The organism is Brevundimonas sp. ALps5, from assembly GCF_058681645.1.
In genome coordinates this window covers 3,824,529-3,838,174 of record NZ_CM178744.1, presented here as the reverse complement: position 1 = coordinate 3,838,174, position 13,646 = coordinate 3,824,529, and the positions used below count along the sequence as shown (strand labels likewise).

Genomic DNA, 13,646 nt, shown 5'->3' with positions numbered 1-13,646 from the left:
GTGACCGATATTCTGATGCCGGCGCTGTCCCCCACCATGGAAGAGGGCACGCTGACCAAATGGCACATCAAGGCCGGCGACACCGTCAAGGCCGGTGACGTCATCGCCGAGATCGAAACCGACAAGGCCACGATGGAAGTCGAGGCCGTCGACGAGGGCGAGGTTCTGGAAATCCTGGTGCCGGAAGGCACCGAGGGTGTGAAGGTCAACGCCCTGATCGCCCGCCTGTCCGGCGACGACGCCGGCGCCAAGGCCCCGGCCGCCACTCCGGCTGCTGAGGCCCCGGCCGAGGCTCCGAAGGCTGAAGCGGCTCCAGCCGCCGCCGCGCCCGCCGCCCCGAAGGTGGAACTGCGCGATCCGGAGTTCCCGGAAGGCACAAAACTGGTCAAGACGACCGTGCGCGACGCCCTGCGCGACGCCATGGCCGAGGAGATGCGCCGCGATGAGGCCGTCTTCCTGATCGGCGAGGAAGTCGCCCAGTACCAGGGCGCCTACAAGGTCAGCCGCGAACTGCTGCAGGAGTTCGGCGACCGCCGCGTGGTCGATACCCCGATCACCGAGCACGGCTTCGCCGGCCTGGGCGTCGGCGCCGCCATGTCGGGCCTGAAGCCGATCGTCGAGTTCATGACGTTCAACTTCGCCATGCAGGCCATCGATCACATCATCAACTCGGCGGCCAAGACCCTGTACATGTCGGGCGGCCAGATCCGCGCGCCCATCGTGTTCCGTGGTCCGAACGGCGCCGCCAGCCGCGTCGGCGCCCAGCACAGCCAGGACTATTCCGCCTGGTACGCCCAGGTGCCCGGCCTGAAGGTCGTCGCCCCCTATGACGCCGCCGACGCCAAGGGCCTGCTCAAGGCCGCCATCCGCGACCCGAACCCGATCGTCTTCCTCGAGCACGAGATGATGTACGGTATCGAGTTCGACGTGCCCGAGGTCGAGGACTACATCGTCCCGATCGGCAAGGCCAAGGTTCGCCGCGAGGGCACGGACGTCACGATCACGGCTCACGCCCGCATGGTCGGCTTCGCCCTGCAGGCCGCCGAGAAGCTGGCCGAGGAAGGCATTTCGGCCGAGGTCATCGACCTGCGCACCCTGCGTCCGCTGGACCACGAGACCATCGTCGAGAGCGTCAAGAAGACCAGCCGCCTGGTCTCGGCCGAGGAAGGCTGGGGTCCGATGGGCGTCGGCGCCGAGGTCGTGGCCCGGGTGATCGAACACGCCTTCGACTATCTGGACGCCCCGCCGCTGCGCGTGCACCAGGAAGACGTACCTCTGCCCTATGCCGCCAACCTCGAAATCCTGTCCCTGCCGGGCGTGGACAAGATCGTCGCGGCCGTGAAGCAGGTGATGGCGTGAGCGAGCCCGCGGAATTCCTGCTGACCGTTCCGGAGAGCGTCGCACGCGATCCGGACGCCATCGAGATCATCCGCATGTGGTGGTCCAACAAGGAGCCAGTGATGTCGGTGAAGCCGGCGTTCAAGGACCCGCTGCAGTTCGGCGAACTGCTCGCCATCGCCGCCAAGCACATGGCCCACGGCTATGCCGTGCGTCATGGACATGACGAACGCGCGGCCTATCACCGTATCCTTCAGGGCATGAGTGACGTGATCAAGGCCGACAATATCGGGACGGCGACCGAGCCGACCACGCCGACCGGAGGCAATTCCTGATGACCGACATCCTGATGCCCGCCCTGTCGCCCACGATGGAAGAGGGCGTTCTGGCCAAATGGCACGTCAAGGCCGGCGATGTGGTCAAGGCCGGCGACGTGATCGCCGAGATCGAGACCGACAAGGCCACGATGGAGGTCGAGGCCGTCGACGAGGGCGAAATCACCGAGATCCTGGTGCCGGAAGGCGCCGAGGGCGTGAAGGTCAACACCCCGATCGCCCGTCTGAAGGACGAGGGCGGCGCTGCTGCCCCTGCGCCGAAGGCCGCTCCGGCTGCTGCTGAAGCCCCCAAGGCTGAGGCCCCGAAGGCCGCTGCGCCCGCCGCTGCCGCTGCACCGGCGCCTGCCGCATCCAAGGCCGTTTCGGGCGAACGCGTCTTCTCCTCGCCCCTGGCGCGCCGTCTGGCCGCCCAGGCCGGTCTGGACCTGAAGGCCATCGCCGGCACCGGTCCGCACGGCCGCGTCGTCAAGCGCGACGTCGAGGCCGCGGCCAAGGGCGGCGGAGCCAAGGCTCCGGCTGCTGCTGCCGCCCAATCTTCGGGAGTGGCGCCGGAGTTCCGCAAGGTCCAGTCCCTGGCCCAGATGGGCATTCCGGACGGCAGCTACGACCTGATCCCGCTGGACGGCATGCGCAAGGCCATCGCCCGCCGCATGGTCGAATCCATCCAGCAGGTGCCGCACTTCCCCCTGACCATCGACGTCGAGATCGACGCCCTGCTGGCCGCGCGGACCAAGGTCAACGCCCTGCTCGAGAAGTCGGGCGTCAAGGTCTCGGTCAACGACTTCGTCATCAAGGCCGCCGCCATGGCCCTGAAGGCGGTGCCGGAAGCCAACGCCAGCTACAGCCCCGAGGGCATCGCCATGCACCACCACGCCGATGTGGCGATGGCGGTGGCGATCGACGGCGGTCTGATCACCCCGATCATCTTCAAGGCCGAAACCAAGACTCTGTCGCAAATCGCTGTAGAGTCGAAGGATCTGGCCAAGCGGGCGCGTGAGCGCAAGCTGAAGCCGGAAGAGTTCCAGGGCGGCACCTTCTCGGTGTCCAACCTGGGCATGTTCGGCATCAAGCAGTTCTCCTCGATCATCAACGAGCCCCAGGGCGCGATCATGAGCGTGGGCGCGGGCGAGCAGCGTCCGGTCGTGAAGAACGGCCAGCTGGCCGTGGCGACCGTGATGACGGTCACCGTCACCTGCGATCACCGCGTGGTCGACGGCGCCACCGGCGCCCGCTTCCTGCAGGCCTTCAAGCCCCTGATCGAAGATCCCGTGACGATGCTGGCCTGAGGTCAGCGGGATGACCTCGGTCTATGATTTCAGCGCTGTGGCCCTCGACGGCGAGCCGGTCTCCTTCGACCGGTTTCGCGGTCAGGCCCTGCTGATCGTGAACACGGCGTCCAAATGCGGCTTCACCGGCCAGTACGCCGGTCTGGAGACGCTGCACCGTCAGTTCGCCGACCAGCCGTTCGAGGTCCTGGGCTTTCCCTGCAACCAGTTCGGCAATCAGGAGCCCGGACTGGCCGACGAGATCGCGGCCTTCTGCTCGACGTCCTTCGACGTGTCGTTCCCGATGTTCGACAAGGTCGAGGTCAATGGCCCGCACCGGCATCCGCTCTACGCCTGGCTGACCAGCCAGAAGCGCGGCTTCCTCGGCTCGAAGACCATCAAGTGGAACTTCACCAAATTCCTGACCGACCGGGAGGGAAGGGTGGTCGCCCGCTATTCCCCCCAGACTGAACCCTCGGCGATCCAGGCCGACATAGAGAAGTTGATCTGACCATGGCTGCTGAATTTGATCTGATCGTCATCGGTTCGGGCCCCGGCGGCTATGTCGCGGCCATTCGCGCGGCGCAGCTGGGCCAGAAGGTCGCCATCGTCGAGCGCGAGAGCCTGGGCGGCATCTGCCTGAACTGGGGCTGTATCCCGACCAAGGCCCTGCTCAAGTCGGGCGAGAAGTATGAGAGCCTGTCCCATCTGAAGGACTACGGCCTGTCGGCCTCGGGCGCGACCTTCGACTTCGACGCCATCATCCAGCGCTCGCGCGGCGTGGCGTCGACGATGAACAAGGGCGTCACCTTCCTGATGAAGAAGAACAAGATCGAGGTCATCGAGGGCTCGGCGAAGCTCGAGAAGGGCCCGGCCGCTCCCAAGGTGGTCATCGATCTGAAGGCCGGCGGGTCGCGCACGGTCGAGGCCAAGGCGGTCATGCTGGCCGTCGGCGCCCGGGCCCGCGCCCTGCCGCAGATCGGCCTGGAGGCCGACGGCGACAAGATCTGGGCCTATCGCGACGCCCTGGCCCCCAAGAAGCTGCCCAAGACCTTCGTGGTCATCGGCTCGGGCGCCATCGGCCTGGAGTTCGCCAGCTTCTATCGCGCCCTGGGCTCGGAGGTGACGGTCGTCGAGGCCGTGGATCGCATCATGCCCGTCGAGGACGAGGAGGTCTCCAAGGCCGCCCAGAAGTCGTTCGAGAAGCGCGGCATCAAGTTCAAGGTCGGCGCCAAGGTGTCCAAGGTCTCCAAGACCGCCTCGGGCGTGAAGGTCGACGTCGAGATCGCCGGCAAGGCCGAGAGCCTCGAAGCCGAGGTCTGCATCTCGGCCGTGGGCATTACCGCCAACACCGACGGGATCGGTCTGGAGGCGCTGGGCGTCACCCTGGACCGCGGCCATATCGTCATCGACAGTCACTGCCAGACCAACGTCAAAGGCCTGTTCGCCATCGGCGACTGCGCCGGAGCGCCCTGGCTGGCGCACAAGGCCTCACACGAGGGCATCCACGCCGCCGAATACATCGCCGGCTACAAGACCCCGAACGTCGTCTCGCCCATCGCCGGCTGCACCTACACCCAGCCTCAGGTCGCCTCGGTCGGCGTCACCGAACAGGGCGCGCGCGAAGCCAAGCGCGAGGTCAAGGTCGGCCGTTTCCCCTTCCGCGTGAACGGCAAGGCCGTGGCGGCGGGCGAGGTCGACGGCTTCGTCAAGGTGATCTTCGATGCGAAGACCGGCGCCCTGATCGGCGCCCATATGATCGGCCACGAGGTCACCGAGATGATCCAGGGCTATGTCACCGCCATCACCATGGAAGCGACCGAGGAAGACATCCACGGCATCGTCTATCCGCACCCGACCATGTCGGAAGCCATGCATGAGGCGGCCCTGGACGCCTACGGGCGGACGATCCACCTGTAAGACCCAAGCCGCTCCTCATCCCGGCTTTCGTCGGGATGAGGAATGAAAGTGCGTCACTGACACCGGTGGACATTCCGCCGGCTTTCCCCGACATTCGTCATACAAATCGGCTTGAGACCGACGGAGGACGACGATGGGAAGGATGTTCTGGACCGCCACGGCGGCTGGACTGGCGCTGGGCGGGGCAGGGGGCTCGGCCCTCGCACAAAGCCCCGGCTGGTATGCGCAGGGCGACTTCGTTCCGGTCGAGCGGGTCGAGATCGTCATCGCCAATGACCTGAACGAGGACCGAAAGGGTCAGCCCATCGTCCTGCGCCGCGACCAGCTGCCCATGCTGGCCGATATCCAGGAACTGACCGCGACCGTCGTCGATCCCGACGGTGAGCCGCGTCCGGACCCGACCGCCGCCCAGCTGGCGCGTCAGGGGCCGCACGAGCGGCGCGGGGAGACCCACGGCCGGGCGCTCGACTATCAGTTCGACGATCTGGACAAGGACGGAATCTGGGACGAGCTGGTCTTCGCCTCGGACCTCAAGGCCGGGAAGCACAAACGCTTCTACGTCTATCGCGGCTATCAGCAGCGCGGCTGGAATCCGCACCGCACCCATGCGGCCATCGGCTCCTACATGCGCCACACCGTGCCCTTCTGGGAGAGCGAGAATGTGGGCTGGAAGCTGTGGTTCCCGACCGACATCGACATCTACGCCAAGCGCAAGCCGCTCCTGATGTCGAACCGGCTCTACATGGGCAACCTCGACGGCTACGGCGTCTCGGCCGAGAACCCTGACTACGGCGCCGACATCCAGTCGGTCGACGACAGTTTCGGCGGCGGCGGCATCGGGGTGTTCGAGGGGGATACGCTCCAGCGGCCGCGCTTCTCGCCCACGGCCGACCTCGAGCATCGTTTCAACAGCGGCCAGCAGTCCGACACCCGCTACGCCTTCGAGGTGATCACCAACGGGCCGGTGCGCAGCATGGTCCGCATCCGCACGATGAACTGGAACACGGGGCAGGGGACATATGCCCTGGAGCAGACCTACTCCGCCTGGGCCGGCCAGAACTATACGACCGCCGAGGCCCGCTTCCTGACCTGGCGGCCGGGGGCGCAGGGCGCCGACTTCGCCGTCGGTATCCGGCGTCGGCCGGGTCAGAATTTCGAGGTTCAGGACGGGAATCTGGTCGTCACCGCGGCGCCCGAGGCCCTGCGCAATCCCGACGACGTCGAGGGGCTGCAGCAGCAGGCGCCGATCCTCTATGCGGGCACCGCCCTGGTGGTGCCCGACGACGAGAACGGCCGCTACCAGTTCGTCGAGACGCGCGGCGGCAACCACGTCTACCGCATCCCGGCCCGCGCCGACGGGACCTATCGCTACATGCTGGCCGCCGGCTGGAGCGAGGGCGAGGTCCTGAAGACACCGCAGGCTTTCGCCGACTACGTCGCCGCCAGCGCCCGGAGCTACAACAGCCCGCCGCGGCTGGAGGGCGCGCGGGTGGAGCGCAAGCCGTAGGCGAGGGGCCCTAGCGCTTCTTGCCCAGTTCGGCGGCGATGTCCTTGGTCATGCGGCCGACCTTGCGGTGGGCGGCGGTGATCTGGTCCTTCGTCACGCCCCAGCGCTTCATCCAGTATTCGACGGCCTGACGCTCGGACAGGTCGAGCCGGTCCTTGTCGATGAAGCCGCGCTTGTCCTTGAGGCCGGCCATTACATTCTCTCGTTCATTAATAAAATCAGAGGGTAGGGAGTATATCCTGAGTCAGGACGACAGGCGTCCTTCGGCGAAGAAGGCCTCGATCCGGGCCTCGTAGGGGGCGACATCGAAGCCCTGGGCCGCCAGCCAGGCGTCGTTGAAATAGGTCGAGGCGTAGCGGTCGCCATGGTCGCACAGGATGGAAACGATCGAGCCGCGCATCGACGCCTCGGCCATTTCGGTGGCGAGAAGGGCGCAGGCCCAGAGGTTGGTGCCCGTCGATCCGCCGACGCGGCGGCCCAGGCGGCGGCTCAGCACCCGGGCGGCGGCGATGGAGGCGACGTCGGGCACGGCGATCATCCGGTCGACCACGCCCGGAATGAAGGACGGCTCGACCCGGGCGCGTCCGATGCCCTCGATCTTCGACGGGACTTCAGACGTCGTCTGAACTGTGCGGTCGGCCCAGTGACGGTGGAAGACCGAGGCCTCGGGGTCGGCGACGCAGACCTGCGTCTCATGGCGGTTGTAACGGGCGAAGCGACCGATGGTCGCCGAGGTGCCGCCGGTGCCGGCGCCGCAGACCACCCAGCGCGGGACCGGGCACGGCTCACGCGACATCTGGGCGAAGATGGCCTCGGCGATGTTGTTGTTGCCGCGCCAGTCGGTGGCCCGTTCGGCATAGGTGAACTGGTCCATGTAGTGGCCGCCCAGTTCACGGGCGAGGCGTTCCGATTCCGCATAGGCGTCGCCGGGCCGATCCACGAAATGGCACCGACCGCCGTAGAACTCGATCGCCTGGATCTTCTCGGGCGCCGTGGAGCGCGGCACCACGGCGATGAAGGGCAGTTTCAGCATCCGGGCGAAATAGGCCTCTGAGACGGCCGTGGAGCCGCTGGAGGCCTCGACGATGGTCATGCCTTCGCCGATCCAGCCGTTGCACAGCGCATAAAGGAACAGCGATCGCGCCAGACGGTGCTTGAGGCTGCCGGTCGGGTGGCTGGATTCGTCCTTCAGGTAGAGGGCGATGTCGGCGAGGGCCGGCAGGTCGACAGGGATCAGATGGGTGTCCGCCGAGCGATTGTAGTCCGCCTCGATGCGCCGCACCGCATGGGCCGTCCAGTCGCGGGAAACGCTTGAGGAGGCCGGATTTGCGAGGACGTCAGACATGGATACGAAATGCGCCTAAGATATATTATGCGAAATGAGCGATGCGGTCAGAGTGGGAAGGACGCGGTCCAGCCGTCGTATCCAACCTCAACGTTTTTCGGAACTCTGGTGCTCAAGTCGTTGTAATCCAGATCGATGTGCAGGTTCGTCAGCACGGCGCGTTCGACACCGGCGCGCGCGATCCAGTCCAGGGCCTGATCGACTGTCGCGTGCGTCGGATGCGGCGTCCAGCGCAGCGCATCGACGATCCAGAGCTTCGAGCCGCGCACGGCCTCGATGGCCGCATCGTCCAGACCCGACACGTCGCTTGAGTAACTCACGTCGCCGAGTCGATAGCCGACCGACCGGATCGGCCCATGGGCCTGGTCGAAGGTCACGACCGGCACTTCGCCGCCCGGGCCGTTAACACTCCAGCGTTGGCCATGCGGCGGGATCAGGTGAAGGTCCAGCAGCGCCGGATAGCCCAGCTGGCTCTCGAAGATGTAGGGAAAGCGCGGCTGCAGCGCGTCGGCCGTCGCCTGATCCATCCAGGCCGGAATCCGGGCGCGGCGGCGGATGGCGAAGACCCTGAGGTCGTCGATGCCGTGGGTCTGGTCGGCATGGTCATGGGTATAGAGGACCGCATCCACGGACGTCGCCCTGGCCGCCAGCATCTGCTGCCGGAGGTCCGGAGAGGTGTCGATCAGGACGCTGGTGACGCCTTCGGGCCCTTGGCGGCGCGCCAGCATCGAGCAACGCGTGCGCCGGTTCTTCGGCTCGGCGGGATCGCAGACGCCCCAGTCACCGTCGCCGCGTGGCACGCCGCCTGATGAACCGGAGCCCAGAATTGTGATCTCTAGCGCCGAAATCTCATCCATTAGATTAACTCGGGCTCGGGATGCGATCGAACAGATCGAAGAAGGCTTTGGTCGTCCGGGCCTCGGCCTCGGCCCGGTCCCAGCCGCGGACCTCGGCCAGTTTGTCGAGCACGTGACCGACATAGGCGGGCTCGTTGCGGCGGCCCCGGTGCGGCATGGGCGCCAGGTACGGACAGTCGGTTTCGACGATGATCCGGTCCGCCGGCATGGTGCGGATCACGGCCCGAACCTCTTCGGCGGCCTTGAAGGTGGCGATGCCGGAGACCGAGAACCATCCGCCAAGTTCACGAGCGATATCAGCCAATTCCTGACCACTGGTATAGCAGTGCATGAGGAATTTGAAGGCCCCCCTGCCCTGTTCTTCCTTCAGGATCGCAGCCATGACGTCGTCTGCCTCGCGCGTATGCACGACCAGCGGCAGGCCGGTCTCGCGCGCGGCCTCGATGTGGCGGCGGAAGACCTCGGCCTGAACGTCGCGCGGGCTCAGGTCGTAGTGGAAGTCCAGACCGCATTCGCCGATGCCGACGACGCGCGGCCGCCCCGCCAGTTCGACCAGATCGGCGGCTGTCATGGCCGTGTGGTCCCTGGCCTCGTGCGGATGGGCGCCGACGGTGCACCAGATGTCGTCATGGGCCATGGCGAGGGCGTGGGTGGCCTCGAAGGTCGACAGCTTGTCGGAGATCTCGACCATCAGCTGAACACCGGCCTCGCGGGCGCGGACGATGACGGCGTCTCGATCCTCGTCGAACTGGGGCGCGTGCAGATTGACGTGGCTGTCGATGATCATCCGGCGATCCTTCGGGTGCGGGCCACATCCGTCAGAGCCCCCGCCAGGGCGTCGCCACGGTCGAGGTTCAGCCCCGCCGTCCGGTCCGGAAGCTCGCTGAGCCGGCCCCAGAGCTCGGCCCAGGCGGAAGCTCCCTTGCCTGCGGGCGCCTGCAGCGCCTGCTCCTTCACCGCCGCAATCAGCCGGTCCAGCACCATGTCGAACTTCGCCTGGCCCTCGGCGCCCCGGAAGCCGTCGGCGACCGACAAGGCCTCGGCCCGGTCCAGCGACGGCTCCGACACCCAGCGCCGCGCCAGTTGGTCGGCCTCGGAGGTCGCGCCGGCGCTCAGGGCCAGGGCCTGACCGGGCGAGCCCCCGGCCATGGCGGCGATGCGGTCGGCCTCATCCGGGTCGACGCCGGAGCGATCCAGCACCAGCTCGGCCAGCGCATGCTGCGACCAGACCGGAAAGGCCAGACGGCGACAGCGTGAGCGGATGGTGGCCAGCAGGCGGCCCGGGGCATGGGTGACCATCAGCAGCACGCCATGTTCCGGCGGTTCCTCAAGAATCTTCAGCAAGGCATTGGCGGCATTGATATTCAGGTCATCGGCGGCGTCGATGATGGCGACGCGGGCCTGGGCCTGGGACGGGCTCTTGGAGAAGAACTCGGGCAGGTCGCGGGCCTGATCGACCGAGATGGTTTTCTTGGTCTTGCCGTTCTCGACCAGCTTCTCCAGCACCAGAATATCCGGGTGGGCCTGGGCGGAGATCAGTTTGGACACCGGATCATCGGGCCGGGCGCCGAGAATGCCGCGCGACGGGTCGGGCATGGCCCCCAGCAGGCGGCGGGCGGCGCGATAGGCGAAGGTGGCCTTGCCGACCCCCTCCGGCCCACACAGCAGCCAGGCGTGGTGCAGCCGGCCGCGCAGGCGGGCGTCCTCGAAGGCGGCCTCGGCCTGGGGCGAGGGCTGAAGATCGAAACGGTCGCGGGGATGGGCGGTCACCGGCCCATGATGGCGGGGCGACCCGGGCGCAACAAGCCCGGCGCCGCGATCAGACCGTGGAAATCAGCGTCCGGACACCAGAAGGGCGTCGCGCACGCCCCGCGCCATGATGGACTGACGCTCGCGTTCGGCCGCATTGGCGTCGTCCCACGGTCCGACCAGCACCCGGAAGTAGCGCTGACCGTCGACCGAGGCGGTGTTCACACGGGCTCGCCCGCCCAGCGATTCGGCTGCCAGATGAGCCAGGGTCGCGTCGGAAAAGGACCCGGCCTGAACCCAGAAGCGGTCGCCATCGCGGCGCTCGGGCTGCGGGGTTGGACGGTCGTTCGAGGCGATCTGGTATCCGGCGCCGGTCCCGGTGCCGCCGCCGCGCGGGGCCGGGCCCAGATAGCGGACCCTCACCTCTCCGACGCCGCGCGAGAGCAGGTCCAGCTCTTCGGCCGCACCGCGCGACAGGTCGATGATGCGGTTGTCAACGAAGGGGCCCCTGTCGTTGACGCGAACGATGATGGAGCGGCCATTGGCCTCGTTGGTCACCTCGACCAGGGCCGGGAGCGGCAGGGTCTTGTGGGCGGCGCTCAGCGCATGCATGTCGAACCGCTCGCCGGTCGAGGTCGCCCGCCCGTTGAACTGGTCACCGTACCAGGAGGCCAGACCCGTCTCATCATAACCCCTGGCGTCGCTCATCGGCCGGTACCAGCGCCCACGCACCTGATAGGGCCGCATGGTGCCGCTCACGATCGGAGCCGGATCGGTGATGACGGGGATGCGCGGCCGCCCTGCCCCCATTCCGGGCACGCCGGCGCAGGCCGCCAGTGTCGCGGTCGCCGCCGCCACCGCCGCCGCTCTTATGACGCCTTTCAGCGATCCTGCCCGCATGGTCCGTCCGGAAGTCTCGGGCCGATCCCGAGCCTTCAGTGTGGACGACGAAATTTCCGTTTTGGTTAACCGGGGCTTTCACTGCTAAGGAGCCCCTCCTCCACGCGGCCAGCCCACCGCGTGCGTCCGGATGGACAGGTGGCCGAGTGGTTTAAGGCAGCGGTCTTGAAAACCGCCGTAGGTGGAAGCCTACCGTGGGTTCGAATCCCACCCTGTCCGCCAATCTTTCCGTCGCCAGACGCGATGCGCTGCCTGCGCCCACATTCCAACGGTAGGTCGTTGCGCACCAGAACCTTTGAGCGTCAACAGGTCGGACTGAGCGCGATCCAAGATCGTGCGTTTCAGATCGGACGCCAGGAAGACGACCTTGAGCAGTCGCGCGGCTCAGGTGGCGGCGAAGCTCTCAGCGGTAGCAATCTTCAGGCCACGGCCCTCCTGGGCTGCGCATCGAGCATGAGGCGCAGACGACGGGACAGTCCGACCTGCTCATAAGGTTTGTCGATGACCTCGAATTCGTGCGCGTCCTGCAGGGAATTCTCTCCCACATATCCTGAGGTCAGCAGAATTCGCATCTCCGGGAACCGCTCGACAGCCTTGCGGGCCAGCTGAATCCCGTTGACCCCACCCGGCATGACCACATCGGAAAACAGCAGGTCGTAGGGCCCGGACGCGTCCAGCCGATCCAGGGCCTCGGAGGCGTTCGCGGCGGTGTCGCAACGGTAACCCTGGGATTCCAGAAGGTCGACGCACAGTTTCAGCACTTCGGGGTCATCCTCCACGATGAGCACCCGTTCCGACGCCACGACCAAGGTCTCGGGCTCCGCCTGCGCCCGGCTTTCCGCACGTTCGGCGCTGCGAGGCAGGCTGAGGGTGAAGGCCGCGCCGCGGTCCAGCGCCGTGTCCACGGTCACCTCGCCGCCCGATTGACGGACGAAGCCATAGACCTGAGACAGGCCCAGGCCTGAGCCCTTACCGACCTCCTTGGTGGTGTAGAAGGGCTCGAAAATTCGTGCGGCGACCTCGGGCGCCATGCCCGCCCCCGTATCGCTGACGGTGATCAGAACACGGCCTTCCGTCCGGGTCGCCTCGGTCCCGGCGTCGACCCGGATCGACAGCGTCCCCTCTCTCGCCATGGCGTCGCGCGCATTGACCGCCAGGTTGAGCAGGGCGTTTTCCAGATGGCTGGGATCGACGTGGGCGCATACGGAAGCGTCGGACAGGCCGAGATCGAGCGTCACCCCCTCCCCGATCGCCTGCTGCAGCAGGGGGGCGAAGTCCCGCACCAGGCCGTTGAGCTCGACGACGACCGGGTTGAGCTGCTGGCGGCGGGAGAAGGCGAGCAGCTGACGCGTCAGGGTCTGGCCACGCTCGGCGGCCTGGCGAATGGCGCCGACCTGTCGGGTCTGCTTGTCGTCCGAGAGACCCCGGCGCAGCAGGATGTCGGCGTTGCCGAGGACGACGGTGAGCAGGTTGTTGAAGTCGTGCGCCACACCACCGGTCAGCTGGCCCACCGCCTCCATCTTGCGCGCCTGGGTGAGTTGTTCCTCCAGCGACCGCCTGTCGGTGACGTCGAGGATAGTGCCGATGATCTCCATCCCGTCGCCGTCATGGCGCGGGGCCAGGACGCCCTGGTCGAGGAAGACGCGGTAGTTTCCGTCGGCGCAGAGCCACCGGTATTCGCAGGCATAGGCGCCGGTCTGCGACGCCGCCATGAGGCAATCCGCGACCGCCGCCACGTCGTCCGGATGGATGCGGCCGAGACCGATCTCGGGCTCCTCGACGAAGCGCATCGGCGCGAAGCCCGTCATCGGCGTGATGCTGTCGCTGACGAACAGGGCGCCGAACGGGTGCGTCGGCGCGCGCGAGGTGAAAACGATCGGCAGCGACTGGAGGATGGCGTCCTGGCGCGCATGGCTGCGTCTCAAGGCGGCCTCGGCCTCGCTCTTCTCCGCGCTGACCCGGGCGTTCTCCTCCAGCAGCCGGCGGCTCTGGTCAGCCTGGCGGCGGATCTCCAGCGTCTTGAGGTAGAGGTCGACCAGGATCGAGACCTTGGAGCGCAGGATGAAGGGATCGGCGGGCTTGAAGACCACGTCCACGGCGCCGGCCGTATAGGCTTGGAAGATGTGCGCCTCGTCCCGGAAGACGGCGGTGACGAAGACGATGGGCGTGTCGCGCGTGCGGGGATGCTCGCGGATCAGCCGGGCGGTCTCGTAGCCGTCCATGCCGGGCATGTGCAGGTCGAGCAGGATGACCGCGAACTCGTTGGTCAGCAGGCAGCGCAGGGCCTCTTCGCCGGATCGGGCGATGATCAGTTCATGCCCCAGCGAGGCCAGGGCCTCGGTCGCGGCGAAGGCGTTGCGCTCATCGTCATCGACGATGAGCACCTTCGCCGTAAGCGGCGGCAGCGTGAGCTTGTCCGGGGTTTCCATC

The 13,646-nt window shown here is 67.1% G+C and carries 13 protein-coding genes and 1 tRNA gene; 7 read left to right on the top strand and 7 right to left on the bottom strand.

All coding sequences use genetic code 11. The features are described from left to right. The 6 genes from ACW172_RS18305 to ACW172_RS18280 all read left to right on the top strand — a co-directional run bounded on the left by ACW172_RS18305 (position 1) and on the right by ACW172_RS18280 (position 6,365). Positions 1-1,359 (top strand): pyruvate dehydrogenase complex E1 component subunit beta, encoded by a 1,359-nt coding sequence (locus tag ACW172_RS18305; RefSeq protein ID WP_492032851.1) that lies wholly within the window; start codon positions 1-3, stop codon positions 1,357-1,359. Further along, a complete protein-coding gene (locus tag ACW172_RS18300; RefSeq protein ID WP_492032850.1) occupies positions 1,356-1,673 on the top strand; it encodes a DUF5076 domain-containing protein in 318 nt (105 codons plus the stop codon). Before ACW172_RS18305 ends, ACW172_RS18300 begins: the two co-directional genes overlap by 4 nt. After that, entirely contained in the window at positions 1,670-2,959 is a 1,290-nt protein-coding gene (locus ACW172_RS18295; protein WP_492035016.1) for a pyruvate dehydrogenase complex dihydrolipoamide acetyltransferase, read from the top strand. The genes ACW172_RS18300 and ACW172_RS18295 overlap by 4 nt, the downstream gene beginning before the upstream one ends. 10 nt (positions 2,960-2,969) lie before the next feature. Further along, positions 2,970-3,449, top strand: a complete 480-nt coding sequence (locus ACW172_RS18290; RefSeq protein ID WP_492032849.1) for a glutathione peroxidase — start codon at positions 2,970-2,972, stop codon at positions 3,447-3,449. Positions 3,450-3,451: 2 nt separating this feature from the next. Continuing rightward, positions 3,452-4,858 (top strand): dihydrolipoyl dehydrogenase, encoded by a 1,407-nt coding sequence (lpdA, locus tag ACW172_RS18285; RefSeq protein ID WP_492032848.1) that lies wholly within the window; start codon positions 3,452-3,454, stop codon positions 4,856-4,858. 133 nt (positions 4,859-4,991) lie between these two features. Continuing rightward, positions 4,992-6,365, top strand: a complete 1,374-nt coding sequence (locus ACW172_RS18280; RefSeq protein ID WP_492032847.1) for a DUF4861 family protein — start codon at positions 4,992-4,994, stop codon at positions 6,363-6,365. A gap of 10 nt (positions 6,366-6,375) precedes the next feature. Here the strand turns inward: ACW172_RS18280 and ACW172_RS18275 are convergent, their stop codons facing one another. The 6 genes from ACW172_RS18275 to ACW172_RS18250 all read right to left on the bottom strand — a co-directional run bounded on the left by ACW172_RS18275 (position 6,376) and on the right by ACW172_RS18250 (position 11,216). Next, entirely contained in the window at positions 6,376-6,558 is a 183-nt protein-coding gene (locus tag ACW172_RS18275) for a DUF3606 domain-containing protein (RefSeq protein WP_087120133.1), read from the bottom strand. Positions 6,559-6,609: 51 nt separating this feature from the next. Beyond that, complete coding sequence (locus ACW172_RS18270) at positions 6,610-7,710, bottom strand: PLP-dependent cysteine synthase family protein (protein ID WP_492032846.1); 1,101 nt, start codon at positions 7,708-7,710, stop codon at positions 6,610-6,612. Positions 7,711-7,757: 47 nt separating this feature from the next. Continuing rightward, positions 7,758-8,567 carry an MBL fold metallo-hydrolase gene (locus tag ACW172_RS18265; protein WP_492032845.1) on the bottom strand — a complete coding sequence of 270 codons (810 nt, stop codon included), beginning with the start codon at positions 8,565-8,567 and terminating at the stop codon, positions 7,758-7,760. Positions 8,568-8,571: 4 nt separating this feature from the next. Next, entirely contained in the window at positions 8,572-9,354 is a 783-nt protein-coding gene (locus ACW172_RS18260) for a TatD family hydrolase (RefSeq protein WP_492032844.1), read from the bottom strand. Further along, positions 9,351-10,337 (bottom strand): DNA polymerase III subunit delta', encoded by a 987-nt coding sequence (locus ACW172_RS18255; RefSeq protein WP_492032843.1) that lies wholly within the window; start codon positions 10,335-10,337, stop codon positions 9,351-9,353. Before ACW172_RS18255 ends, ACW172_RS18260 begins: the two co-directional genes overlap by 4 nt. A 63-nt stretch (positions 10,338-10,400) precedes the next feature. Beyond that, positions 10,401-11,216, bottom strand: coding sequence for a septal ring lytic transglycosylase RlpA family protein (locus tag ACW172_RS18250; RefSeq protein ID WP_492032842.1), 816 nt, complete (start codon positions 11,214-11,216; stop codon positions 10,401-10,403). A gap of 132 nt (positions 11,217-11,348) precedes the next feature. On the opposite strand from ACW172_RS18250, the gene ACW172_RS18245 reads away from it, so the two are divergent. Continuing rightward, positions 11,349-11,438: transfer RNA gene (locus ACW172_RS18245), tRNA-Ser, on the top strand. 197 nt (positions 11,439-11,635) lie between these two features. On the opposite strand, the gene ACW172_RS18240 is transcribed toward ACW172_RS18245, so the two are convergent. Then, positions 11,636-13,645, bottom strand: coding sequence for a response regulator (locus tag ACW172_RS18240; protein ID WP_492032841.1), 2,010 nt, complete (start codon positions 13,643-13,645; stop codon positions 11,636-11,638). Position 13,646 lies beyond the last annotated feature (1 nt).

Excerpts from the sequence above, each read along its gene's own strand:
- ACW172_RS18290 (WP_492032849.1), top strand. The coding sequence starts at position 2,970 with ATGACCTCGGTCTATGATTTCAGCGCTGTGGCCCTCGACGGCGAGCCG.
- lpdA (WP_492032848.1), top strand. The coding sequence starts at position 3,452 with ATGGCTGCTGAATTTGATCTGATCGTCATCGGTTCGGGCCCCGGCGGC.
- ACW172_RS18280 (WP_492032847.1), top strand. The coding sequence starts at position 4,992 with ATGGGAAGGATGTTCTGGACCGCCACGGCGGCTGGACTGGCGCTGGGC.
- ACW172_RS18275 (WP_087120133.1), bottom strand. The coding sequence starts at position 6,558 with ATGGCCGGCCTCAAGGACAAGCGCGGCTTCATCGACAAGGACCGGCTC.
- ACW172_RS18270 (WP_492032846.1), bottom strand. The coding sequence starts at position 7,710 with ATGTCTGACGTCCTCGCAAATCCGGCCTCCTCAAGCGTTTCCCGCGAC.
- ACW172_RS18265 (WP_492032845.1), bottom strand. The coding sequence starts at position 8,567 with ATGGATGAGATTTCGGCGCTAGAGATCACAATTCTGGGCTCCGGTTCA.
- ACW172_RS18260 (WP_492032844.1), bottom strand. The coding sequence starts at position 9,354 with ATGATCATCGACAGCCACGTCAATCTGCACGCGCCCCAGTTCGACGAG.
- ACW172_RS18250 (WP_492032842.1), bottom strand. The coding sequence starts at position 11,216 with ATGCGGGCAGGATCGCTGAAAGGCGTCATAAGAGCGGCGGCGGTGGCG.
- ACW172_RS18240 (WP_492032841.1), bottom strand. The coding sequence starts at position 13,645 with ATGGAAACCCCGGACAAGCTCACGCTGCCGCCGCTTACGGCGAAGGTG.